Here is a 23,968-nt window from a genome sequence, read left to right as displayed (position 1 = left end):
TGCGGCCCAGAGCCAGGACGACGGTTGTGTCGGGACGGGTCCATACGCTCCGCCGGTGACTCCAGCAGGGCCGCCGCCTCCCTCGCCGCGACAGAGAAGGCGCGACACTATCGTCCGTAGCTGGCTGTTCCTCGTCTCGTATGCACCACTGGCCCTCATCTTCGGGCTGCGAGCACTGCCGAACTGGCTGGCCTTCGCGATCGGTGCCGGCTACTTCGCCGTGTTCACGGCGTTGGCCTGGTTCGCGCTCCACCGTCAGCGGCGCTCAAGCACCACGCCGGTGACCCTGACCGGCATCCGAGGCCAGGGCGCGGCCGTCTCCGGCTACCTGGCCACCTACTTGCTGCCCTTCCTGGGCACCGGGCCGCAAGGCCTGGGGGACTGGCTGGCCTACGTCTGCTACTTCCTCGTAGCGATGGTCGTGCATCTGCGCTCAGACCTCGCCCTGGTCAACCCGACCCTGTACCTCCTCGGCTACCGGATCGCCGAGGCGACACAGGGGGACCGTCTGGTACTGGTTGTCAGTAGGGGCCCGCTCCCGAGGCAGGGGCGGGTCCTCGTCACCGACTTCCTCGACGCCTACGTCGTCCGGACCGTCGACGCAACCAGGAGCCAGCCATGACGCCCGACCAGGCCGTGCCGCAGCTTCGCACGGACACCGACCCCCGGCTGATCGTGGGCTGGCGCGCGGAGAAGGGCTCGCTCGCCGCCCGCCGCGTACCGCTGGACCGTTCGGTGGTCGAGGATCTGCGCGCGATCGCCACGGACACGGTGCAGCTGCTCGCCAGCAGCGAGGCCCGGTCCTACGAGCCGCACGCCAAGCTGGAACAACGCGAGGAGCACTTCACCGTCCCCATCACCGACCTGCCGACGAAGCCCGGGGAGCAGGCCGACGACGACGGCGACCCGTCCCCGGCGACCGCCGCTCTCCTGCACATCACCTCCGCGCCCGACGAACTGGAACCGGTCAGTCCCGACGCCCTGGAGGACCGCACGTACCTCTTCTACGGGCTGGTCTTCGATGACGTCGACAGCAAGCCCGTGGTCCTGTTGAAGAAGGCCGATCCCGTCCGCGCCGCCCGGCAGGGCCGCGTCGCCCTCCTCGGCCGGAACGTGCTCCACCGGGCCGACCCGCCCACCCTCACCCTCGCCCACGACATCGACATCGTGGCGACCGCGACTCACCTGCTGGTGCTCCGGAAATCCGCGTTCGACACGATCCTCAACGACGTCCGCATCGCCATGCAGGACGTGGACACCAACGTCGAGCGCACCGCCACCGCACTGCGGACGGCCGTCCGCCTGAACGAGAAGGCGGAGGCCTCCCTGGCCGCCTTCGCGCATCGTCGCCCCAGCTACGCCGTGCGACTGCGACTCCTGCCCGACCGGCTCAACGGGATCAGCGTCACCCCGGACGAGGTGCGCGCCCGGCTGATCGCGATGGGCAACCAGCCCGGCGACCTCCTCGACGGCGACGAGTTCTCCTTCCCGCAGAACCGGGTGCCCCTCTTCCTCGACCTGCTCGAGGGACGCCACTTCGACGACGAATGGACTGGCCAGCGCATGCGCGCCGACCGCATGTCGCAGTACAAGGCCGAGCTCACGCCACCGGACGGCGACGGCAGCCGGCCGCGCTGATCACCGAGCCGCGTCCCGCCGGCCGGCGTCATGCGCGTGTGCCCAGCTCTCGGCCTGAGCCCTGGGGGTGGGAGGGATGGCTCCGACTCGCTCCGGTTGACGTGTAGGCGGCGCCGAGACCAGGGCGCGGGCCCTACGCGTTTCGGGCGTCGGCCCTTACGGGTTCGCGATCATGGGTCTATGGGTTCTGCGGGTGTGAGAGAACACCGCCGTCACCTGGGCGTCTGGAGTTCTCTCACACAGTCCACCCGCGAGGTGCCCGCCCAGGGTAGCGGGCCGCAACGGTCAGCTCCGGACCGCCGTCCCGAGGATCTGCGGCTGCGTCGGCACCGGCACGCCCACCTCGGGGAACCTGAACCGCTCCAGCCGCTCGACCGTGAAGCCGGCGGCCTCGATCGCCGTCGCGGTGTCGCGGCTGGTGTGGCAGCCGCCGCCCACGAGCGGCCACACCGTGGCGTCCAGCGCCCGCTGCACCCGCGCGTGCCCCGGCCGCTCGGACCGCACGTGCTCCCAGAAGTGCAGCCGCCCACCCGGCCGCAGCACCCGGTGCACCTCCCGCAGCGCAGCGGCCTGGTCGGGCACGCTGCACAGCACCAGGGAGAGGACGGCGGCGTCGCACGCGCCGTCCTCCGCCGGCAGCCGGTCGGCCGTCCCCTCCACGACGGTCACCGGCACCGGAACCCGAGACGCCGCCTCGGCGGCGAGCACGCGCAGCCGCGCCTCGGGCTCCACGGCCAGCACCTCAGTCACCCCGGCCGGGTAGTGCCCGAAGTTCGTGCCGGTGCCCGCGCCCACCTCGACCACCCGGCCGGCGGTGCCCGCCAGCAGCCGGTCGCGGATCTCCGCCGTCCCGTGCCGCTCGGCCGTGGCCGCCAGCCGCGCCCAGAACCGCGCGAACACCGGGTGCGAGACCGTCGCGCTCATCGCGTCCTCCAGGACGTCGGGGCCGGGCTCCCCGCTCGAGGAGCCCGGCCGCCGCGTGTCGTCACGGCCGGAACGGCCGCGCCACGACCTCCGACTCGGGGGTCAGCGTGCCCGCCGCCCGCTCGTCGAACTGGCTGTCCACCAGCAGCAGCCGGCCCTCCACCACGTCGCCGGTCGTGAACACCCGCTCCGGGTCGGTCGGCACCTCGGCCCGCAGCTCCGCCGACGTCGTCCTGCGGTCGAGCCGCAGGTACGTGAGGACGTGCGGGAAGTTGCGGACGGCGACGAGCGTGCGGTCCTTCACCACCAGCCCGTCGGCCGAGGTGAGGTCGACCGACCCCGTCGCGATCCGGGTCGCCGCGGCCGTTCGGAGGTCGAAGCGCCACAGCGCGCCGACGTCGCTCTGCGCGACGACGAGCGAGCGGTGGTCCGGCGCCACCTCGATGCCGTTGAGCCCGAAGTCCCCGGTCTGCGGGATCGTGGCCGCGGCGTCGGCCCACAGCGTGGCGGTCCACCCGCCGTTCTCGCGGGCGATCCGGAAGACCCGCGGGGTCACCGAGTCGGTGACGTAGGCGGCGCCGTCCGGGCCGACGACGACGTCGTTGAGGAAGACCTCGCCCGCCACCGGCATGCGCAGCGCGGTGATCAGCTCGCGGTCGTCGTCGTAGATCCAGAAGTCCGGCGCCTCCGCCGTCCCCACCAGGGTGCGGTTGTCGCCGCCGGCGACGAAGACCCGGCCGCGGTGGTCGGTGGCGATCCCGACGGCCGTGCGCCGCCCGTCGGCCAGCGCGGCCTCCTCGTCGATCCACACCTCGGTGTCGGGGTCGTCGGCGTCGCCGCGGTGGATCTCCCCGCCCGTCACCTCGGTGACGTAGAAGGTGTCGCGGTCGTCGTGGTCGACGGTGATGCCCTCGAACGCCGATCCGCCCGCGTCCCCGCGGAGCGTGTAGACGGCGGGCAGGTCGCGGTCGCGGCCGCCGTCCCGGTCGCGGTCGTGCGCGGCCGCCGGGACGGCGGTGACCAGCAGGACCGGCGGCAGGAGGAGGGCGGTGGCTGCGGCGCGTCGGAGTGGACGCATGGGGGCTCCCGAGAACTCTCAGCTCGTCCCCCGACGGCGACACTCTGGCGCAGGACCCGCCCGACACGCCAGTCATCCGTGCACGAGCCGTTCCGGATTCCGCGCGACCAGCCGCACGCCGATCTCCTCGGCGACCTCCCGTGCCGCGTTGCGCCCCATCGGGGCCCGGCGGGCGCGATGGTGTGCACGTGACCGACGTGGTCCCCGGTGGAGGGGCCGCCGGGCAGCGCAGCCCCGCCCCGGCGCGCAGGTCGACATCTGAGTCGGTACCGACCGATACGGTCCGCCCGTGACGGACACGACGTGGCTGGACGCGACGGCGCAGGCGGAGCTGGTCCGGCGGGGCGAGGCGAGCCCCGCCGAGCTGGTCGAGGCGGCCATCGCCCGCATCGAGAAGGTGAACCCGCAGCTCGACGCGGTGCTGCGCGAGCGCTTCGACGACGCCCGCGCCGAGGCGGCCGGCGAGCTGCCGGACGGGCCGTTCCGCGGCGTGCCGATGCTGCTCAAGGACCTCGGCTGCCACGTGGCGGGGGAGGAGACGCGGTACGGCACCTCGTTCCTCGCCGGCGTCCGGTGGCCGGGCGACAGCCACCTGGCCCGGCTGTTCCGCGAGGCCGGCTTCGTGTCCCTCGGCCGCACCAACGTGCCCGAGTTCGGCACCACGGTGACCACCGAGCCGGCCTGCAACCCCCCGGCGCGCAACCCGTGGGACCCCGGCCACTCCACCGGCGGGTCCAGCGGCGGCTCGGCGGCCGCGGTCGCCGCCGGGCTGGTGCCGGTCGCGCACGCCAACGACGGCGGCGGCTCGATCCGGATCCCCGCCGCCCTGTGCGGGCTGGTCGGCCTCAAGCCCACCCGGGCGCGGGTCAGCCAGGGGCCCGACATCGGCGAGTCCTGGGCCGGCGCAACCATCGACGGCGTCGTCACCCGCAGCGTGCGCGACAGCGCCGCCGTCCTCGACCGGATCGGCCGGCCGATGCCCGGCGACCCCTACGTCGCCCCGCCGCTGCCGCGCCCGCTGGTGGAGGAGGTCGGCGCGCCGGTCGGCCGGCTGAAGGTGGGGCTGCTCGACGCCGACCCGGGGGAGCAGTACCTCGACCACCCCGCCTGCCGGGACGCCGTGGCGTCGGCCGGCCGGCTGCTCGAGCAGCTCGGCTGCGCGGTCGAGCCCGGGACGCCGGACGGCCTGTTCGACCCGCTCTTCCCGCGCTTCTTCACCACGACCATCGCCGCCGACACCGCGCTGACCATCTCGGCGTTCGAGCGCTTCACCCTCGGCCGGGAGATCGCCGACGAGGAGCTCGAGCCGCGCAACGCGATGTACCGGGCCGTCGGCCGCAGGCTCTCCGCCGAGGACTACCTCGGCGCCCGCATGTGGCTGGGCTCGTGGACGCGCCGGGTGGCGGCGTTCTGGGCCCCCCTCGAGCTCGGTGGCCGGGGCTTCGACCTGCTGGTGACGCCCACCGTGGGCGCCCCGCCGCCGGAGCTGGGCTGGTTCACCGCCGAGGGCCCGGAGGCCGAGGGGCGGCGGATCAACAGCTTCATCCCCTACACCGCGCAGTTCAACGTCACCGGGCAGCCCGCGGTCAGCCTGCCGCTGGCCTGGACGCCGGAGGGCCTGCCGGTCGGCGTGCAGCTCGTCGCGGCGTTCGGCCGGGAGGACCTGCTGGTGCGGGTGGCGGCGGCCCTGGAGGAGGCGGCTCCGTGGGCGGACCGCCGTCCTCCGGTCTCCGCCTGAGGTGCCCGGCGGAGGGCCGCCGCCCCGTGGGCCGGACGTCGTCGCGCGGGGCGCGCCGAGCAGCCGGATCCCGTCCTCCTCACCCGCCGCCGGCTCGGGGCGAGCCTCGGGACGGGGCCGGACCGCGCATACACTTTGGCCGCCACGGGGTGTGGCGCAGTTTGGTAGCGCACCCGCTTTGGGAGCGGGGGGCCGTGGGTTCAAATCCCGCCACCCCGACGTTCTCGCGACGTCCGTAGACTCGTGGGCCGACCCGGCGCCGCCCGACCCTGCCCGGCGCCCCCAACCCCGTTGCGATCGAGGAGCACTGCCGCTGTGAAGAGCACCATCGAGGAACTGGGCCCCACGCGGGTCCGGATGGCGATCGAGGTGCCGTGGGGGGACCTGGACCACGCCTTCGGTGAGGTCTACAAGGAGCTCAAGAAGCAGGTCCGGGTGCCCGGCTTCCGCCCCGGCAAGGTGCCGAACAAGGTGCTCGACCAGCGGGTCGGCCGCCCGCTCGTGCTCGAGCAGGTCGTGCAGCACGCGATCCCGGAGGTGTACTCCGAGGTCGTCCGCGAGAACCAGGTCCGCGTCATCGGCCAGCCCGACATCGAGGTGACCCGCCTCGAGGACAACGACACGCTCGCCTTCACCGCCGAGGTCGACGTCGCGCCGAAGCTCGAGCTGCCCGAGCTCGACGACCTGAAGGTCACCGTCGACGACGTCGAGGTCACCGACGAGGAGATCGACGAGCAGATCTCCGTCATGCGCGAGCGGTTCGCCATGCTCACCGGCGTCGACCGCCCGGCCGAGGACGGCGACTTCGTCTCCATCGACCTCGAGGCCAGGCTGGACGGCGAGGTGCTCGAGGACGGCTCGACCACCGGCATGTCCTACGAGGTCGGCACCGGCAGCCTCATGGCCGGGCTCGACGACGCCGTCCGCGGGCTGTCCGCCGACGAGTCGAAGACCTTCACCACCCCGCTGCTGTCCGGCCCGAACGCCGGCGAGCAGGCCGAGGTCACCGTTACCGTCCGCTCGGTCAAGGCCAAGGAGCTGCCCGAGCTCGACGACGAGTTCGCCTCCACCGCCAGCGAGTTCGACACCCTCGAGGAGCTGCGCGACGACGTCCGCCAGCGGCTGTCGCGGGTGAAGACGATGCAGCAGGGCGCCCAGGCCCGCGACAAGCTGGTCGAGCACCTGATCGAGACGATCGAGGTGCCGGTGCCCGAGAACATCGTCGACCGCGAGGTCGAGTGGCGCTCCCAGCGGCTGGGCCAGGAGCTCGCCCAGGCCGGCATGGACTGGGACGCCTACCTGCAGGCGGCCGGGGTCGAGAGCCGCGAGGCCTACGACGAGGACAACCGCAAGAGCGTCGTCGAGGCGGTCAAGACGCAGTTCATCCTCGACGCGATCGCCGACGCCCGGGAGGTCACCGTCGACAACGACGACCTCTCCGCGCAGATCGTGGCCCAGGCGCAGCGCAACCGCGTGAGCCCGGAGCAGTACGCCCAGCAGCTGCAGCAGGGCGGCAACATCGCCGAGTTCGTCGCCGAGGTCCGCCGCACCAAGGCGCTGGCCCAGCTGCTGGAGCAGACGACGATCACCGACGCGTCGGGCAACGTCGTCGACCTCGAGGCGCTGCGCCCGCAGACCGTCCAGGCCCCGGCCGCCGAGGAGGCCGCCGAGGCCGCCGAGGCCGAGGCCGAGGCGGACGTCGACGCCGACGCCGACGCCGCGGCCGACGAGCCGGCCGCCGCGGAGTCCGAGGACACCGCCAAGGCCTGAGCCCCGGGTACCGACCGACGCCGACGCCGCCCTCCCCGAGCCGGGGAGGGCGGCGTCGTGCTGCCGGGGGCGGGACGGCGCTGCGCCCACGGCGAACACCGGCCCGCGGAGGACTGCCGCCCCGGCTGCGCGCGTTAGGGTCGACAGGACTCAGGCGAATCCCGGCGGGTACCGCCCGCCGGAGGCCCCGAGGGGCCCGGCACCACTCGCCAGTCCGACCGCGCAACAGTCCTACGGAGGTCATTCCACCCGTGAGCACCGACCCGATCCCGGCGGGCGCGCCCCTGATGCGCGCCGCGGCCGGAGGGATGAATCTCAACGACTCGGTCTACGAGCGTCTCCTGCGCGAGCGGATCATCTTCCTCGGCAGCCAGGTCGACGACGTCATCGCCAACCAGCTGGCCGCGCAGATGCTGCTGCTGTCGGCCGAGGACCCCAAGCGCGACATCCACCTCTACATCAACTCGCCCGGCGGCTCGGTGACGGCCGGCATGGCGATCTACGACACGATGCAGTTCATCGACTGCGACGTGGCCACCTACGGCATGGGCCTGGCCGCCTCGATGGGCCAGTTCCTGCTCACCGCCGGCACCAAGGGCAAGCGCTACGCCCTGCCGCACGCGCGGATCATGATGCACCAGCCCTCGGCCGGCGTGGGCGGCACCGCGTCCGACATCGCCATCCAGGCCGACCTGTTCCGCCGGACCAAGCGCGAGCTCAACGAGCTGCAGTCCTTCCACACCGGCCAGAGCATCGAGCAGATCGAGAAGGACTCCGACCGCGACCGCTGGTTCACCGCGCAGGAGGCCCTCGAGTACGGCTTCGTCGACCACGTCGTCAGCCGTGCGGCCATGACCGACAGCGCCAACCCGGTCACCGACAACTGAGTCCGGAGGGACTGATCATGAGCGGCTTCCAGATGCCCTCCAGCCGGTACGTCCTGCCCTCCTTCGTGGAGCGCACGAGCTACGGCATGAAGGAGAGCAACCCGTACAACAAGCTCTTCGAGGAGCGGATCATCTTCCTCGGGGTGCAGATCGACGACGCCTCGGCCAACGACGTGATGGCCCAGCTGATCACGCTGGAGTCCGCCGACCCCGACCGCGACATCACGATCTACATCAACTCGCCCGGCGGCTCGTTCACGTCGCTGATGGCCATCTACGACACGATGATGTTCGTCCGCCCCGACATCCAGACCGTCTGCATGGGCCAGGCCGCCTCCGCCGCCGCCGTCCTGCTCGCGGCCGGCACGCCGGGCAAGCGGCTGGCGCTGCCGTACTCGCGGGTGCTGATCCACCAGCCCTCGGGCGAGTCCGGCGGCCAGGTGTCCGACCTGGAGATCCACGCCGCGGAGATCCAGCGCGTGCGCACCCAGATGGAGGAGATCCTGGCCCGGCACACCGGCCAGACGGTCGACCAGGTCCGCACCGACATCGAGCGCGACAAGATCCTCACGGCCGAGGAGGCGAAGGCCTACGGCATCGTCGACGAGGTCATCCAGAGCCGGAAGCTGAACGCCCTCCCGGCCTGATCCCCCCGGATTCGGTGCGGGCCGGGGCTTCGCGAGTCGGGGTTCCGGCCCGTACCGTCAGGGGGCGCAGGGAGCACAGGCGACAGATGTGGTTCGCCCCTCCCGACCGGGTGCGTCATTGCCCGTCCGGGTCGGGGCGAGCGGGTACGGTCGGCGAGACCCGATCCCCGGTGGAGCCGCCGGGAGGACAGCCTCGCGGGGCGCGCCGCCAGAGCGAGGCGAGAGCACGGGCACGGCAGCACGACATGCACACGCGGGGCCCACTTCCCAGGCCCCGACATCCGAGGTGGAGGTCAGCAGGTGGCACGAATCGGCGAGAGCGGTGACCTGCTCAAGTGCTCTTTCTGCGGCAAGAGCCAGAAGCAGGTCAAGAAGCTCATCGCGGGCCCCGGGGTCTACATCTGCGACGAGTGCATCGACCTGTGCAACGAGATCATCGAGGAGGAGCTCTCGGAGTCGTCGGACCTGAAGTTCGACGAGCTGCCGAAGCCCAAGGAGATCCACGACTTCCTCGAGCAGTACGTGATCGGCCAGGAGAAGGCCAAGCGCACGCTCTCGGTGGCCGTCTACAACCACTACAAGCGGATCCAGGCCGGCGGTGAGCGCGCCAGCCGCGACGACTCGGTCGAGCTGGCCAAGTCCAACATCCTGCTCATGGGCCCGACCGGCTGCGGCAAGACCCACCTGGCGCAGACGCTGGCCCGGATGCTCAACGTCCCGTTCGCCATCGCCGACGCCACCGCGCTCACCGAGGCCGGCTACGTCGGCGAGGACGTCGAGAACATCCTGCTCAAGCTGATCCAGGCCGCCGACTACGACGTCAAGCGGGCCGAGACCGGGATCATCTACATCGACGAGGTCGACAAGATCGCTCGCAAGAGCGAGAACCCGTCGATCACCCGCGACGTCTCCGGCGAGGGCGTGCAGCAGGCGCTGCTGAAGATCCTCGAGGGGACGACGGCGTCGGTGCCCCCGCAGGGCGGCCGCAAGCACCCGCACCAGGAGTTCATCCAGATCGACACGACGAACGTGCTGTTCATCGTGGGCGGCGCCTTCGCCGGTCTGGAGAAGGTCATCGAGCAGCGGATCGGCAAGCAGGGCATCGGCTTCGGCGCCGAGGTCCGCAGCAAGAAGGAGATCGAGGAGGCCAACGCCTTCGCCGAGGTCATGCCGGAGGACCTGCTGAAGTTCGGCATGATCCCCGAGTTCATCGGCCGGCTGCCGGTGATCACCAGCGTGCAGGCGCTGGACCGCGAGGCGCTGATCCAGATCCTCACCAGGCCGAAGAACGCGCTGGTGCGCCAGTACCGCAAGCTCTTCGAGCTCGACGGCGTCGACCTGGAGTTCACCGACGACGCGCTCGAGGCGATCGCCGACCAGGCGATCCTGCGCGGCACCGGCGCCCGCGGCCTGCGCGCGATCATGGAGGAGGTGCTCCAGTCGGTGATGTACGACGTCCCCAGCCGGGACGACGTCGCCACCGTGGTGATCACCAAGGAGGTCGTGCTCGAGCACGTCAACCCGACGATCGTGCCGCGCAAGCCCGCCCGCGCCCCCCGCGAGAAGTCGGCGTAGCACCTGCACGCCTCGCGGCCCGCCTCCCAGCTGGGAGGCGGGCCGTTTTTCTTGCCCCAGCGGGAATGACGGGGCGCCATCGTGTGCTGCACCACGCAATCCCCCCGTCGCCCGCAGGGAGCCCGCGCGTGCCGATGCTGCTGGACCGTCCGATCCCCGCCACCGCCGCGCCCCGCCGGCGCCGTCCCCGCGGCCGCCGCCTCGTCGTGGGCGCCGCCGCCCTGGCCGCCGCCGGCTTCGGGCTGCAGACCCTCGTCGGCTGGGAGAACCCCTTCGCCGAGGAGGTGGTCGACCGCAGCACCACCCCGCTGCTGCTGGCGCTGGACGACCTGCACGAGTACCACGCCGCCACCGGCACCTTCCAGGTCGTGGTCGACCTGGAGCGCGACACCCCGTACCTGCCCTCGGTGATCAGCGGCGAGCGGACCAGCCTCCTGGCCACCGGCACCGTGGACGCCTACGTCGACCTCGAGGACGTCGGGGACGCCGTGGAGCTCTCGGCCGACGGGCGGACGGCGACGGTCGTGCTGCCGGCGCCGGAGCTCGCCGAGCCGCGCCTGGACCCCGCCGAGAGCCGCGTGCTCGACCGCGACCGCGGCCTCGTGCAGCGGGTCGGTGACGCGCTCGCCGACGACACCACCGACGACACCGCGCTCTACGCCGAGGCCGAGGAGCGTCTCGCCTCCGCCGCCGCGGCCAGCGACCTGCGCGAGCGCGCCGAGGACAACACCCGCGACATGCTCACCTCGCTGGCGGAGGGCCTCGGCGTCGAGGAGCTGACCGTCACCTTCGAGGCCGACCCCGCCTGACCCGCCGCCTCCGTCGAGCGGGCCGGGACCGTGACTTTCGATCCGAACCAGGCCCGAACTGACGAGACCAGGGGGTTCCGGTGCAGCCCTCGTGGGTGTACCGATAGGCGTGCCCACGAGACGGGACCTCCTGGTCGGCCTCGGGTCCGGCGCCGTCGGGGCCGCGGCAGGGGCGGTCACCGGGGTCGTGGTCACCGATGACGAGGACGCCGTCCGCCGCCGCGCCGCCGTCCGCGCCGAGCGGCAGTTCCTGGAGACCAGCGGGGCCGCCGACGAGTTCTCCGACGTCGAGCGACTGGGGTCGCACCGGCTCCTCTGGTCGCTGACCACCGACCAGCCGCTGGTCGCCTTCACCTTCGACGACGGGCCGACGCCCGAGTTCACGCCGCGGATCCTCGACGCCCTGGCCGCGGCCGGCGCCACGGCCACGTTCAACATCATGGGCTACAACGCCGTCGAGCACCCCGGCATCCTGCGGGACGTCGTCGCGGCCGGGCACGAGCTGGGCAACCACACCTGGACGCACGAGGACCTCTCCCGGCTGACCCCGGCGCAGACGCGCGAGCAGATCGTCCGGTGCGCCCAGGAGGTCGAGGACATCGTCGACGCCCCGATCACCAGCTTCCGCCCGCCGCGCGGCGAGCTGACCGGCTCGGCGCTGAAGATCTGCGCCGAGATGGGCTACGAGGTGCGGCTGTGGTCGTGCACCCGCGGCCCCGGTGACAGCAGCGACCCGCGGGTGGTGGCGAGGTACATCGGCGACACCCCGCTGGCCGGTGACGTGCTCGGCCTGCACGACGGCATCGGCCGCGGCACGTTCAACCCCGGCGCGGCGTTCACCGTCAACCTCTCCGCCCGGCGGGAGACCGAGGTGGAGGCGCTGCCGGAGGCGCTGGCGCGGCTCACCGAGCGCGGGCTGCAGGTGGTCAGCGTCGACCGCATGGTCGCGGTCGCCACCTGACGGTCACACCCGGACGACGATTTCGCGCCGGGCCAGGACGGCGCAGACGGCCCACACGACGCCGATGCTGGCCAGGGCCCACGCCCACGCCGCCACCGCCGGCGTCGTGGCACCGGCCAGGGCCGCCACCACCGCGGGCTGCGCCGTGTCGTCGAGCAGCGCGCCGAAGAGCAGCTCGGAGAGGACGAACGCGACGATCGCGTTGAGCCCCAGCACCTCCAGCGGCCGGAACGGGCGCCGCACGCCGCGGGTGTCCACCGCCCAGTGCGCCGCGGCCAGCACCAGCAGCCCGATCCCGCCGGTGGCGAGCACGTACGACGGCGTCCACAGCGCCTTGTTCAGCGGCAGCACCGGCGCCAGCAGCAGCCCCGCGGCGAGGAGCGGAAGGCCGAAGAGGACCAGGCGGACGTCGGCGGCGCGGCCCTGGAACCGCTGCAGCAGGCGGCCGGCCAGCACGCCGAGGAAGACGGTGAGCGCGCTGGGCAGGTAGCAGTGCGGCCCCTCGGCCGAGAAGCCCGGCCCCAGGGCCGCATCGAACCACGAGGCCCAGTTCGCCCCCTCGGCCAGCGACGGCGCCGCGGCACCGGGGGCCGGCACCCACCACCACAGCACGGCCAGCCCGGCCAGGACGGCGGACGCCACCGGGACCTGCGCCCGCCGGGGGAGCCGCAGCAGCAGCCAGCACAGCAGGTACGCCCCGGCGATGTGGCCGAGCACCCCGGCGCCGACGCTGCCCCACCCGTACTTCGCGGTGACGATCAGCCAGCCGAGCGCGAACAGCCGCAGCACGCGCAGCAGCGCCGCACGCGGCCGCTGCGCCCGGCGGGAGAACGGCATGGAGACGCCGACCAGCAGCAGGAACAGGGGGAAGACGACGTCGGCGACCCGCAGGCCGTGCCACGGCGCGTGCACCAGCTGGCTGCCGATCGCGTCGCTGCCCCGGTTGTCGACCAGCAGCATGCCGACGACGGCCAGCCCGCGGGCGGCGTCCACGCCGTGCAGGCGGATGCGCGGGGGAGCGGCGGCGGGCGCGACGGCAGCGGCCATCACCTCACGCTAGGCCGGGAACCTGTGCGTCGGCGCGCCGCGCCGCCCGGGCGCCCGCCGCTCAGGCCTGCGCGGGCGGGGCGAGCACGACGGCGACGCGCAGCTCGCCGTCACCGGGCTCGATCGTCAGCGCGGCGATCCGGCCGGCGTCCACCAGGTCGGAGCGCGCCGCCTCCAGCAGCGGCACCTGGGCGGCCGGCGCGGTGACCGTCGCCGACTCGACGTCGGCCCGCATCGACTGCTTGGCGTCGGACTTCGCCTTGCGCACCCCGGCCAGCGCCTCGGCGACCACGCCGACCAGCGCCGGGTCACCGCCGCGCGGCAGCTCGGTGGCCCGCGGCCACAGCGCCCGGTGCACCGAGCCGCCCTGCCACCAGGACCAGACCTCCTCGGTGACGAACGGCAGCACGGGGGCGAACAGCCGCAGCAGCACCGACAGCGCCAGCGCCAGCGCCGCCTGCGCCGACTCCGCCGCCGGTCCCGACCCGTAGGCCCGCGACTTCACCAGCTCCACGTAGTCGTCGCAGAACGACCAGAAGAAGGTCTCGGCCACCTCGAGGGCGCGGGTGTAGTTGTAGGCGTCCATCGCCTGCGTCGCCTCGTCGACGACGGCGGCCAGCCCGGCCAGCAGCGACAGGTCCAGCGGCTCGGTGACCTGCTCGGCGGTGAGGCCGGAGGACGCGCCGAGCCCCAGCACGAACTTGCCGATGTTGAGGATCTTGATGGCCAGCCGGCGGCCGACCTTCATCTGCGCCTCGTCGAACGGCGAGTCCGCGCCCGGCCGGGCGCCCGCGGCCCGCCAGCGCACGGCGTCGGTGCCGTAGCGCTCCAGCACGTCGATCGGCGTGACGACGTTGCCCTTCGACTTCGACATCTTCTTGCGGTCGGGGTCGACGACGAACCCGGAGATCGCCGCGTGCGACCACGGCGCCGCGCCGAACTCGTAGTGCGAGCGCACCACGGTGGAGAACAGCCAGGTGCGGATGATGTCGTGCGCCTGCGGGCGCAGGTCCATCGGGAAGACGTGCGCGAACAGCTCGGGGTCGGTCTCCCAGCCCGAGGCCACCTGCGGCGACAGCGACGACGTCGCCCAGGTGTCCATGACGTCGGGGTCGGCGACGAACCCGCCCGGCCGGCCGCGCTGCGACTCGTCGTACCCCGGCGGGACGTCGGACGACGGGTCGACCGGCAGCGCCGCCTCGTCGGCCAGGATCGGGTCGTCGTGCACCGGCTCCCCGGAGGCGTCCAGGCGGTACCAGACCGGGAACGGGACGCCGAAGAACCGCTGCCGGCTGATCAGCCAGTCGCCGTTGAGGCCCTCGACCCAGTTCTCGTACCGGTGGCGCATGTGCTCGGGGACCCACTCGATCTCCCGGCCGCGCGCGATCAGCGCGTCGCGCAGCTGCGGGTCGCGGCCGCCGTTGCGGATGTACCACTGCCGCGTGGTGACGATCTCCAGCGGCCGGTCGCCCTTCTCGTAGAACTTGACCGGGTGGGTGATCGGCTTGGGCTCGCCGTCGAGGTCGCCGGACTCCCGCAGCATCTCCACGATCCGCTGCTGGGCGCTGAACGGCGTCTTCCCGGCCAGCTCGGCGTACGGGCCGGCGGGCACCCCGGCCGGCGGCTCGGCGACCAGCCGGCCGTCCCAGCCGACGATCGCCCGGGTGGGCAGCTGCAGCTCGCGCCACCAGGTGACGTCGTTGAGGTCGCCGAAGGTGCAGATCATCGCGATGCCCGAGCCCTTGTCGGGCTCGGCCAGGCGGTGGGCGACCACCGGCACCTCGACGTCGAACAGCGGCGTGCGCACCGTCCGGCCGAACAGCGGCTGGTACCGCTCGTCGTCGGGGTGGGCGACCAGCGCGACGCAGGCCGGGATGAGCTCCGGCCGGGTGGTCTCGATGAAGACCGGGCCGGAGGCGCCGTGGAAGGAGATCCGGTGGTAGGCGCCGGGGCGCTCCCGGTCCTCCAGCTCGGCCTGGGCGACGGCGGTGCGGAAGGTGACGTCCCAGAGGGTCGGCGCCTCCTGCGCGTAGGCCTCACCGCGGGCGAGGTTGTGCAGGAACATCTTCTGGGCGATGGCCCGCGAGGTCTCCGAGATCGTCCGGTAGACGTTCGACCAGTCCACCGACAGGCCGACCCGGCGCCACAGCTGCTCGAAGGCGCGCTCGTCCTCCTCGGTCAGCCGCTCGCACAGCTCGACGAAGTTGCGCCGCGACACCGGCGTCTGGTCCTTGCCGGGCTTGGCCGGGGGCTCGTACGAGCTGTCGTAGGGCAGCGAGGGGTCGCAGCGCACGCCGTAGTAGTTCTGCACCCGCCGCTCGGTGGGCAGGCCGTTGTCGTCCCAGCCCATCGGGTAGAAGACGTGCTTGCCGAGCATGCGCTGGTAGCGGGCGACGATGTCGGTGTGGGTGTAGCTGAACACGTGCCCCACGTGCAGCGAGCCGCTCGCGGTCGGGGGCGGGGTGTCGATCGAGTAGACCTGCTCCCGGGGCGCGGAGAGCGCGGCGGCGCGGTCGAAGGCGTAGGTGTCCTCCGCGGCCCAGTGCTTGATCCACTTCTCCTCGAGCCCGTCCAGGGACGGCTTCTCGGGCACGCCGCGGGTTTCCATGCCCTCCATCCTAGGAAGCGGGCCCCTGGCATCCTGGGGAGGATGAGCAGCACCGAGCACGGCGAGATGGCCCGCGTCGAGAAGGCGCTGCTCGCGCGCTGGCCCGAGAGCCGGCTGGAGCCCTCGCTCACCCGGATCAACGCCCTGATGGACCTGCTCGGCTCGCCGCAGCGGGCCTACCCGGTCGTCCAGGTCGCGGGCACCAACGGCAAGACGACGACGGCGCGGGCCGTCGACGAGCTGCTGCGCGGTTTCGGCCTGCGCGTCGGCCGGTTCACCAGCCCGCACCTGCAGTCGATCCGCGAGCGCGTCGTCCTCGACGGCGAGCCGGTCGGCGCCGAGCGGTTCGTGGAGACCTACGACGACATCGCCCCGTACGTCGAGATGGTCGACGCCGCCGGCGACGTCCCCATGAGCTTCTTCGAGGTCATGGTCGGCATGGCCTACGCGCTGTTCGCCGACGCGCCGGTCGACGTGGCCGTCATCGAGGTCGGCATGGGCGGCACCTGGGACGCCACCAACGTCGCCGACGCCCGGGTCGCCGTGGTGACGCCGGTGGCGCTCGACCACGCCGAGTACCTGGGCCCCGACGTCGGCACGATCGCCGGCGAGAAGGCCGGGATCATCAAGCGCGACTCGATCGCGGTCCTCGCCCACCAGGAGCCGGCCGCCCTCGACGCCCTCGTGCGCCGGGTGGTGGAGGTGGAGGCGACGGTGGCCCGCGAGGGCACCGAGTTCGGCGTGCTGGAGCGCAAGGTCGCCGTCGGCGGCCAGCTGCTGCGCCTGCAGGGCCTCGGTGGGGAGTACGAGGAGCTGTTCCTCCCGCTGTTCGGCGCCCACCAGGCGCAGAACGCCGTCACCGCGCTGGCCGCCGTCGAGGCCTTCCTGGGGGCGGGCGCGGCCACCGGGCCGATCGACGTCGAGACGGTGCGCCGGGCTTTCGCCGGCGTCCGCTCGCCCGGGCGGCTGGAGCGGGTGCGCAGCTCGCCGACCGTGCTGGTCGACGCCGCGCACAACCCGGCGGGCATGGCCGCGACGGTGGCCGCGATCCGGGAGTCGTTCGACTTCACCCGCCTGGTCGGCGTGGTCGGCTGCGTCCGCGGCAAGGACGTCCCGGGCATGCTCGCCGCGCTGGAGGACGTCTGCGCCGAGCTGGTCGTCACCCAGAACAGCTCGCCGCGGGCGATGCCGGCCGACGAGCTGGGGGCGCTGGCGGTCGACGTCTTCGGCGCCGACCGGGTGAGCGTGCACCCGCTCCTCCCGGAGGCGCTGGAGTCGGCGATCGAGCTGGCCGAGGCCGGCCCCGACGACGCCCTCGGCGGCTCCGGCGTGCTGGTCACCGGCAGCGTCATCACGGCGGGGGAGACCCGCACGCTGCTCGGGGGCTCGACCCCGTGAGGGCCGTCGACCCGGCCCGCGCCGCCAAGGCTCTGAGCGGCGGCGCGGCCGCGGCGCTGCTGCTCGAGGCGATCGTGGTCCTGTTCGTGCCGCGCGGGATCGCGCAGTCGGGGCCGGGCCTGACCGGGTTCCGGCTGACCGCGCTGCTGGTGCTCTTCGCCCTGCTCGTGGTGGCCGCCGGGCTGCAGCGCCGGCCGCAGGGGCTCCTCATCGGCACGGCGCTGCAGGTCCCGGTCGTGCTCACCGGCCTGTTCAACAGCGTGATGTGGCTGCTCGGCGGCGTGTTCGCGCTGATCTGGCTGTACCTGCTGCAGGTGCGCAAGGAGCTGCTCGGCAGCACGTTCGGCCCGCCCGCGGCCGCCCCCGAGGACGGCGACGGCTAGGCGGCGTCGCTGCCCTCCAGCCGCTCCCGCAGCGCGTCGGCGTCGGTGCCGAGCTGCTGCAGCAGGCGGGCGACCGCCGGGTCGCCCACGGCGAGGACGCCGGAGAGCACGTGCCCGCTGTCGATCCGCCGCTGCCTGCGCCGGAGGACGGCGCGCAGCGACTCCTCCAGCGCCTTCCTGCTGTCGCCGGTGAACGGCAGGTGGCCGCCGGTGCGCGGGCCCTGGTGGTCGAGCGCGCCCGGCCCGAACGCGGCCTCGGCGGCGGCGCGCACCGAGTCGAGGTCGATGCCGACGGCGGCCAGCGCGTCGGCGTCCAGCCCGCCGGACCGCCGCAGCGCCGACCGCAGCCGCTCGTGCTCGACCCCCGCGGCGCGCAGCGTGCTCCCGCCGCGCGCCGGGTCGCGGCTGAGCGCCAGCAGCAGGTGCACCGGCTCGATCCGGCTCGCCCGCAGGTCGCGCGCCTCCTCCTGGGCGCGGACGACCACCTGGCGGGCCTCCTCGGTGAAGCGCTCGAACATCTCAACCGTCCTTCCTGCCGCGGGCGTGCTTCTTGTGCACGGCCTGCCGGGTGACGCCCAGGGCGTCGGCGATCTGCTGCCACGACCAGCCGCGGTCGCGGGCGTTGCGCACCTGGAGCACCTCGAGGCGCTCGGCGAGGTCGCGCAGCGCCCGCACCGCCCGCAGCCCGGTGTCCGGGTCGTCGGCCGCGGCGGCCGTGGTGACGTCGGTGGGGGAGGCCATGGTTGTCAACGTAGGTTGACATCTCCCGCCTGTCAACCCGAGTTGACACACGGCGTCCCGTAGGCTGCCGCCTCGTGTCCGCACCCACTGCTGAGCGCACCCTGGTCCTGGTCAAGCCCGACGGCGTAGCCCGCGGCCTGGTCGGCGAGGTCGTCTCCCGGCTGGAGGCCAAGGGCCTGCGGCTGGTCGCCGCCGAGCTGCGCACGCTGACCGCCGAGGTCGCCGAGACCCACTACGCCGAGCACCGCGAGCGGCCGTTCTTCGGCTCGCTGGTCGAGTTCATCACCAGCGGCCCGCTGCTGGCGCTGGTCGTGGAGGGGCCGCGGGCCATCGAGGCGTTCCGCGCCCTGGCCGGCGCCACCGACCCGGTCAAGGCCGCGCCGGGCACGATCCGCGGCGACTTCGCCCTCGAGGTGCAGTCGAACATCGTGCACGGCTCCGACTCGCCCGAGTCGGCCGCGCGCGAGGTGAAGCTCTTCTTCCCCGACCTGGGCTGAGGTCCGGGGGCCCGGCGGACGCGTCCCGGGGTCGACCCGCGACGCGTTCCTAGCGCGGCAGCAGCGGGGCGCCGGCGCGCACCAGGCGCGCCACCTCGTCGGCCGGCACCGGCGGCGAGAACAGGAAGCCCTGGGCGCTGCGGCAGCCCAGCTCCTGCAGCGCCGCCAGCTGCTCGCGGGTCTCGACGCCCTCGGCGACCACGCCCAGCCCGAGGCCGGCGCCGAGGGCGACCATCGCCCCGGCGATGGACCCCTCGGCCGCCCCGGCCCGCAGCGGGGCCACGAACGACCGGTCGATCTTCAGCCGGTCGAGCGGGAAGGCCTGCAGCCGGCTGAACGACGAGTGCCCCATGCCGAAGTCGTCGATGGCCACGGAGGCGCCCAGCCGGCGCACCCCGTCCAGCGCCTCGGCCGCGTCGGTGTCCGAGCCGGTGGCCAGCGTCTCGGTGACCTCGAGCTCCAGCCGGCCGACGTCCACCCCGGCCTCGTCGCTGCGCGCGGCGACCGCGGCGGGCAGGTCGCCGCGGGCGAGCCGCCGGGCCGAGACGTTGATCGAGACCCGCAGCGGGGGGAGGTCCGCCTCCCGCCAGTCGCGCAGCTGGGCGCAGGCGGTCTCGAGCACCCAGTCGTCGATGGCGTCGACCAGCCCGGCGCTCTCGGCCACCGGCAGGAAGTCGCCCGGCGCCAGCAGCCCGCGCTCCGGGTGCTCCCAGCGCACCAGGCCCTCGACGCCGTCCACGCACCCCGACCGCAGGTCGACCTGCGGCTGGAACAGCAGCCGCAGCTGACCGCCGGGGATCGCCTCGCGCAGGTCGCCGACCAGCCGGTCGTGCGCGACGACGTCGTCGCGCATGCCCGGCTCGAACACCCGGGCGCGGTTGCGGCCGGCCGACTTGGCCGCGTACATCGCGATGTCGGCGTCGCGGAGCAGCTCGTCGGGGCCGCGGCGGTCGCGCGTCCCGGTCAGCGTGATCCCGATGCTGCAGCCCACCTCGAACCGCTCGGTGCCCCACGGCACCGGCCGGACGATCGCGGCCAGCAGGCGCTCGGCCACCGCGCAGGCGTCGGCCCGGCCGTCGACGTCCTCCATGAGCACGACGAACTCGTCGCCGCCGAGCCGGGCGACGGTGTCGTCCGGGCGCACGCAGGCCTGCAGCCGGCGGGCGACCTCGGTGAGGACGGCGTCGCCGGCGCCGTGGCCGAACACGTCGTTGACCGACTTGAAGTCGTCGAGGTCGAGCAGCAGGACGGCGTCGCGGCGGGGCACTCGGCGGGCGGCGAGCGCGTGCTCGAGCCGGTCGCGCATCAGCGCGCGGTTGGCCAGCCCGGTGAGCGGGTCGTGCAGCGCCAGCCGGGCCAGCTCGTCGGCCTGCTCCTGCAGCCGGTGCGCGGCGGCCAGCGCCTCGGCCTGGCTGCGCTTCTGACCGCTGATGTCGCGGGAGATCGCGGCGATGCCGGTGGTCCGCCCCTCGTCGTCGCGGATCGCCGAGAGGGTGACCAGCGCGTCGAAGCACCGGCCGTCGCGGCGGCGGTGGGTGCGCTCGACGCTGAGCCCGAAGTTCTCCGCCACCTCCTCCAGGACCGCCCGCGTCGACCGCGGCTGGCCCTCCGGGACCACCACCCCGATCGGCCGGCCGACGGCCTCCGCCGCCGACCACCCGTAGAGCCGCTCGGCCCCGGGGTTCCAGGTGAGGATCCGCCCGTCGGGGGAGAGCGTCGCGACGGCGTCGTCGGTCGACTGGACGACGGCGGCCAGGCGGGCCAGCTCGTCACGCTGCGCGCGCAGCTCGGCCGTCCGGCTGGTCACCAGCGACTCCACCCGGGTGCGCCGGTCCTCGAACCGCCGCCAGGCCACCACGCAGGCCCAGCTCTCGAGGACGACGAAGGCGGCGTGGACGGCGGCCATGCCCAGGGCCGGCACGTCGTGGGCGAACACCGAGCCGGGGAACAGGGTGCCGAAGAGGAAGTGGTGCACGGCGACGTAGGCGACGGCCAGCACGAACGGCACCGGCGTCGCGTACAGGGTGGCCAGCGGGAGCAGCGCGAAGAACAGGAAGTGCGCCTCGGTCTGCCCGCCGGAGAGGTGGACCACCAGCGCCGCGGCGGTCATCAGCGCCGCCGCGCCGGCCCCCGCCCGGTGCACCCGGGGCAGCGCGGTCGCCCGGGCGGCCAGGGTGAGCAGCACCAGCGGGGCGGCGTGCGCGGCGGCGTGCAGCGGCGGGTGCCCCTGGACCAGGGCGTAGCCGGCCACGGCGACGCAGAGCGCGACCAGCGTGCGCAGGACGAAGCCGTGGTGCTCGGCCCACTGCTCGTCGGGCAGCGCGCGGCCGCCGGGGAACGCGCGGCGCAGACGGGCCAGGGCGCTGTCGGGGGAGGTGCGTGCTGCAGCGTCCACCCGTCGTCCCCTCGACGTCCTCACCAGGTGTAGTCGCGAGACTACGAATTCGATCCTGGCGGCTCCCATGACCGGGGGCCACCCGAGAGGGGGGTGACCGTCGCCACTCGGGCCACCGGAACCCGCTCGTCCGTGTCGGTGCCCGTCACTAGGGTTCGGCGCGTGGACCAGGCCCTCATCAGCGCGCGCGGCCTGGTGAAGCGCTTCGGCGACTTCACGGCGGTCGACGGCATCGACGTCGAGGTCGCGCCGGGGGAGTCCTTCGGGTTCCTCGGTCCCAACGGCGCCGGCAAGAGCTCGACGATGCGGATGATCGGCGCGGTCTCGCCGCCCACGGCCGGGGAGCTGCGGGTCCTCGGGCTCGACCCGACGGTCGACGGGCCGGCGATCCGGGCGCGCCTCGGCGTCGTCCCGCAGACCGACAACCTCGACCTCGAGATCACCGTCGCCGAGAACCTGCTGGTCTACGGCCGGTACTTCGGCCTGCCCAAGGCGCTGCTGCGGGAGCGCGCCGCGGAGCTGCTGGAGTTCGTGCAGCTCGCCGACCGCGCCGGCGACAAGGTCGAGCCGCTCTCGGGCGGCATGAAGCGCCGGCTCACCATCGCCCGCTCGCTGATCAACGAGCCCGACGTCGTCCTGCTCGACGAGCCCACGACCGGGCTGGACCCGCAGGCCAGGCACGTGCTCTGGGAGCGGCTCTACCGGCTCAAGCAGCGCGGGGTGACGCTGGTGCTCACCACCCACTACATGGACGAGGCCGAGCAGCTGTGCGACCGGCTGGTGGTCATGGACAAGGGCCGGATCGCCGCCGAGGGATCGCCGGCCGAGCTCATCCGCCGCTACTCCACGCGCGAGGTGCTCGAGCTGCGCTTCCCGCTGCTGGAGGGCCAGCCCGGGCCGGAGCGCCACGTGCCCGACCTGGAGCCGGTGCTGCAGCGGGGCGCGGCCGACCGGATCGAGGTGCTGCCGGACCGGCTGCTGCTCTACACCGCCGACGGCGACGCCGCGCTCTCCGCCGTCACCGCCGGCGGCGTCCACCCGCTGTCGAGCCTCGTGCGCCGCAGCTCGCTGGAGGACGTCTTCCTCCGCCTGACCGGCCGCACGCTGGTGGACTGACGTGACCGCTCCCGCGCCCGGCGCGCTGGCCTTCGCCGCCCACCGGCTGACCGCCTACCGGCACTACTGGCGCAGCAGCCTGGTGAGCAGCGTGCTGGAGCCGGCGCTGTTCCTCGCCGCGATGGGGCTGACCCTCGGCGTCCTCGTCGACCGCGGACCGGGTCAGCTGCCGGGCGGGGTGGGGTACCTGGCGTTCCTGGCGCCGGGGCTGCTGGCCGCCGCCGCGATGCAGCTGGGCAGCTTCGAGTCCACCTACCCGGTGCTCGGCGCGATCAAGTGGGACAAGACCTACGAGGCGGTGCTGGCCACCCCCGCCGGCGTCCGCGACCTGCTCGTCGGTCACCTGCTGTACGTGGCGTTCCGGGTGGGGACGTCGGCGGCGCTCTTCCTCGCCGTCCTCGTGCTCTTCGGCGCGGCCGACAGCGCGCTGGTGGTGCTGGCGCTCCCCGCCGCGCTGCTCACCGGGCTGGCGTTCGCCGCCCCGATCACCGCGTTCGCGGCCAGGCTGGACAACGACTCCGGCTTCGCCGGGCTGCAGCGGTTCCTGATCCTGCCCATGTTCCTGTTCTCGGGGACGTTCTTCCCGGTCAGCCAGCTGCCCGCGTTCTTCGAGTGGGTGGCGTACGCGACGCCGCTGTGGCACGGCGTGGCGCTCTCCCGCGGCCTGGCGCTGGGCACGCTGGAGGGCGGGCCGGCGCTGGTGCACGTCGGCTACCTGCTGCTCTGGTTCGGCGTGGGCGTCGTCCTCGCCGCCCGGGCGTTCCGCCGGCGGCTGGTCACGTGAGCACCCTCGAGGCCGCGGCCCCGCGGCAGGCGCTGCTGTGGCGGATCTTCCCGCTGCACCCGCTCTCGGCGAGGCGGGCCGGCTACCTCGTGCAGCGCAACCTGCTGGTCGCCCGGCGCACCTGGCTGCTGTTCGTCTCCGGCCTGTTCGAGCCGTTCTTCTACCTGCTGTCGATCGGCGTCGGCATCGGCGGGCTGGTCGGCACCGTGGTGACCGACGCGGGGTCGGCGCTGACCTACCAGCAGTTCGTCGCGCCGGGCCTCATGGCGGCCGCGGCGATGAACGGCGCCATCTACGACTCGGTGTTCAACCTCTTCTTCAAGCTGCGGTACTCGAAGCTCTACGACGCCGTCCTGGCCACGCCGCTGTCGGCGCCGGACGCCGCGGTGGGGGAGACGATCTGGTCGCTGCTGCGGGGCGCCACCTACTCCGCGGCGTTCCTGGTGATCATGCTGGTGCTCGGGCTGGTCGGCTCATGGTGGGCGCTGCTCGCCCTGCCCGCGGCGGTGCTCATCGGCTTCGCGTTCGCCGCCGTCGGCCTGGCCGCCACCACGTTCCTGCGCGGCTGGCAGGACTTCGAGTTCGTCCAGCTGGCGCTGCTGCCGCTGTTCCTGTTCTCCACCACCTTCTACCCGCTGTCCACCTACCCCGAGCCGCTGCAGGTGGTGGTGCGGTGTACGCCGCTGTACCACGGCATCGAGCTCGTCCGCGGGCTGGTGACCGGTGACGTGGGCTGGTCGCTGCTGGGCAGCGCCGCCTACCTGCTGGTCATGGGCCTGCTCGGCCTGGCCGTCGGCGCCCGCCGCCTCTCCGGCCTGCTGCTGAAGTGAGCCCCTGACCCCTGTCGCTCATCGGCGGGTGGCCGCCCCCGCCGGCGTGCCGACCGGCCACCCGCCGATGATCAGCCCCCGGCCGGAACTTGATCATCGAGTCGTTGCCGCTGGACACGCGGGGGAACGGCGTGTCCAGCGG

At 73.6% G+C, this 23,968-nt stretch carries 22 protein-coding genes and 1 tRNA gene; 16 read left to right on the top strand and 7 right to left on the bottom strand.

What is annotated here, in order from left to right; all coding sequences use genetic code 11:
- Positions 1 to 55 precede the first annotated feature (55 nt).
- On the top strand, positions 56 to 622 hold the full coding sequence (locus ACI78S_RS12710; protein ID WP_456973744.1) for a hypothetical protein: 567 nt from the start codon (positions 56 to 58) through the stop codon (positions 620 to 622).
- Positions 619 to 1,638: a hypothetical protein gene (locus ACI78S_RS12705; protein ID WP_456973742.1), complete on the top strand. Its 1,020-nt coding sequence runs from the start codon at positions 619 to 621 to the stop codon at positions 1,636 to 1,638. The genes ACI78S_RS12710 and ACI78S_RS12705 overlap by 4 nt, the downstream gene beginning before the upstream one ends.
- Before the next feature lie 285 nt (positions 1,639 to 1,923).
- Here the strand turns inward: ACI78S_RS12705 and ACI78S_RS12700 are convergent, their stop codons facing one another.
- A complete protein-coding gene (locus ACI78S_RS12700) occupies positions 1,924 to 2,562 on the bottom strand; it encodes a class I SAM-dependent methyltransferase (RefSeq protein ID WP_456973740.1) in 639 nt (212 codons plus the stop codon).
- Positions 2,563 to 2,623: 61 nt separating this feature from the next.
- On the bottom strand, positions 2,624 to 3,640 hold the full coding sequence (locus ACI78S_RS12695) for an SMP-30/gluconolactonase/LRE family protein (RefSeq protein ID WP_456973738.1): 1,017 nt from the start codon (positions 3,638 to 3,640) through the stop codon (positions 2,624 to 2,626).
- A 289-nt stretch (positions 3,641 to 3,929) separates the two neighbouring features.
- Here ACI78S_RS12695 and ACI78S_RS12690 point away from each other — a divergent pair, with 289 nt between their 5' ends.
- The 8 genes from ACI78S_RS12690 (at position 3,930) to ACI78S_RS12655 (ending at position 12,027) form a co-directional block, all read left to right on the top strand.
- Positions 3,930 to 5,378 (top strand): amidase, encoded by a 1,449-nt coding sequence (locus ACI78S_RS12690; protein ID WP_456973736.1) that lies wholly within the window; start codon positions 3,930 to 3,932, stop codon positions 5,376 to 5,378.
- Between the two features lie 145 nt (positions 5,379 to 5,523).
- Positions 5,524 to 5,597, top strand: a tRNA-Pro gene (locus tag ACI78S_RS12685).
- A 96-nt stretch (positions 5,598 to 5,693) separates the two neighbouring features.
- Positions 5,694 to 7,148, top strand: a complete 1,455-nt coding sequence (tig, locus tag ACI78S_RS12680) for a trigger factor (RefSeq protein WP_456973734.1) — start codon at positions 5,694 to 5,696, stop codon at positions 7,146 to 7,148.
- 251 nt (positions 7,149 to 7,399) lie between these two features.
- Entirely contained in the window at positions 7,400 to 8,035 is a 636-nt protein-coding gene (locus ACI78S_RS12675) for an ATP-dependent Clp protease proteolytic subunit (RefSeq protein WP_456973732.1), read from the top strand.
- Positions 8,036 to 8,052: 17 nt separating this feature from the next.
- Positions 8,053 to 8,682, top strand: coding sequence for an ATP-dependent Clp protease proteolytic subunit (locus ACI78S_RS12670; RefSeq protein WP_456973730.1), 630 nt, complete (start codon positions 8,053 to 8,055; stop codon positions 8,680 to 8,682).
- A gap of 300 nt (positions 8,683 to 8,982) precedes the next feature.
- A complete protein-coding gene (gene clpX, locus ACI78S_RS12665) occupies positions 8,983 to 10,257 on the top strand; it encodes an ATP-dependent Clp protease ATP-binding subunit ClpX (RefSeq protein ID WP_456973728.1) in 1,275 nt (424 codons plus the stop codon).
- A 134-nt stretch (positions 10,258 to 10,391) separates the two neighbouring features.
- Positions 10,392 to 11,066, top strand: coding sequence for a DUF4230 domain-containing protein (locus ACI78S_RS12660; RefSeq protein ID WP_456973915.1), 675 nt, complete (start codon positions 10,392 to 10,394; stop codon positions 11,064 to 11,066).
- Between the two features lie 109 nt (positions 11,067 to 11,175).
- Positions 11,176 to 12,027 carry a polysaccharide deacetylase family protein gene (locus ACI78S_RS12655; RefSeq protein WP_456973726.1) on the top strand — a complete coding sequence of 284 codons (852 nt, stop codon included), beginning with the start codon at positions 11,176 to 11,178 and terminating at the stop codon, positions 12,025 to 12,027.
- A 3-nt stretch (positions 12,028 to 12,030) separates the two neighbouring features.
- Here the strand turns inward: ACI78S_RS12655 and ACI78S_RS12650 are convergent, their stop codons facing one another.
- Entirely contained in the window at positions 12,031 to 13,074 is a 1,044-nt protein-coding gene (locus tag ACI78S_RS12650; RefSeq protein ID WP_456973724.1) for a heparan-alpha-glucosaminide N-acetyltransferase domain-containing protein, read from the bottom strand.
- A 61-nt stretch (positions 13,075 to 13,135) separates the two neighbouring features.
- Positions 13,136 to 15,682: a valine--tRNA ligase gene (gene valS / locus ACI78S_RS12645; RefSeq protein ID WP_456973722.1), complete on the bottom strand. Its 2,547-nt coding sequence runs from the start codon at positions 15,680 to 15,682 to the stop codon at positions 13,136 to 13,138.
- Positions 15,683 to 15,724: 42 nt separating this feature from the next.
- On the opposite strand from valS, the gene ACI78S_RS12640 reads away from it, so the two are divergent.
- Both ACI78S_RS12640 and ACI78S_RS12635 read left to right on the top strand, forming a co-directional pair.
- Positions 15,725 to 17,080 (top strand): bifunctional folylpolyglutamate synthase/dihydrofolate synthase, encoded by a 1,356-nt coding sequence (locus ACI78S_RS12640; RefSeq protein WP_456973720.1) that lies wholly within the window; start codon positions 15,725 to 15,727, stop codon positions 17,078 to 17,080.
- Positions 17,077 to 17,463: a DUF4233 domain-containing protein gene (locus ACI78S_RS12635; protein ID WP_456973718.1), complete on the top strand. Its 387-nt coding sequence runs from the start codon at positions 17,077 to 17,079 to the stop codon at positions 17,461 to 17,463. The genes ACI78S_RS12640 and ACI78S_RS12635 overlap by 4 nt, the downstream gene beginning before the upstream one ends.
- Here the strand turns inward: ACI78S_RS12635 and ACI78S_RS12630 are convergent.
- Both ACI78S_RS12630 and ACI78S_RS12625 read right to left on the bottom strand, forming a co-directional pair.
- Positions 17,460 to 17,981, bottom strand: a complete 522-nt coding sequence (locus ACI78S_RS12630; RefSeq protein ID WP_456973716.1) for a Clp protease N-terminal domain-containing protein — start codon at positions 17,979 to 17,981, stop codon at positions 17,460 to 17,462. The genes ACI78S_RS12635 and ACI78S_RS12630 overlap by 4 nt on opposite strands.
- 1 nt (position 17,982) lies before the next feature.
- Positions 17,983 to 18,204: a helix-turn-helix domain-containing protein gene (locus ACI78S_RS12625; RefSeq protein ID WP_456538180.1), complete on the bottom strand. Its 222-nt coding sequence runs from the start codon at positions 18,202 to 18,204 to the stop codon at positions 17,983 to 17,985.
- A gap of 74 nt (positions 18,205 to 18,278) precedes the next feature.
- Between ACI78S_RS12625 and ndk the strand changes: the two genes are divergently transcribed.
- Complete coding sequence (ndk, locus tag ACI78S_RS12620) at positions 18,279 to 18,701, top strand: nucleoside-diphosphate kinase (protein WP_456973714.1); 423 nt, start codon at positions 18,279 to 18,281, stop codon at positions 18,699 to 18,701.
- Between the two features lie 49 nt (positions 18,702 to 18,750).
- Here ndk and ACI78S_RS12615 read toward each other — a convergent pair whose 3' ends face one another.
- The gene (locus ACI78S_RS12615; protein WP_456973712.1) at positions 18,751 to 21,096 is read right to left on the bottom strand and encodes a putative bifunctional diguanylate cyclase/phosphodiesterase; all 2,346 of its coding nucleotides are present in this window, start codon (positions 21,094 to 21,096) and stop codon (positions 18,751 to 18,753) included.
- A gap of 162 nt (positions 21,097 to 21,258) precedes the next feature.
- On the opposite strand from ACI78S_RS12615, the gene ACI78S_RS12610 reads away from it, so the two are divergent.
- From ACI78S_RS12610 to ACI78S_RS12600, 3 genes are read left to right on the top strand one after another with little or no spacing between them, the layout of a single operon-like run.
- Positions 21,259 to 22,212 carry an ABC transporter ATP-binding protein gene (locus tag ACI78S_RS12610; protein WP_456973710.1) on the top strand — a complete coding sequence of 318 codons (954 nt, stop codon included), beginning with the start codon at positions 21,259 to 21,261 and terminating at the stop codon, positions 22,210 to 22,212.
- 1 nt (position 22,213) lies between these two features.
- The gene (locus ACI78S_RS12605; RefSeq protein ID WP_456973708.1) at positions 22,214 to 22,996 is read left to right on the top strand and encodes an ABC transporter permease; all 783 of its coding nucleotides are present in this window, start codon (positions 22,214 to 22,216) and stop codon (positions 22,994 to 22,996) included.
- Positions 22,993 to 23,826, top strand: a complete 834-nt coding sequence (locus ACI78S_RS12600; RefSeq protein WP_456973706.1) for an ABC transporter permease — start codon at positions 22,993 to 22,995, stop codon at positions 23,824 to 23,826. The genes ACI78S_RS12605 and ACI78S_RS12600 overlap by 4 nt, the downstream gene beginning before the upstream one ends.
- The last annotated feature ends 142 nt before the right edge of the window (positions 23,827 to 23,968 follow it).

It is taken from the genome of Geodermatophilus sp. SYSU D00815, assembly GCF_054050035.1.
Note: the sequence above shows the minus strand (reverse complement) of the source record. Positions and strands in the feature narration are given on the sequence as shown.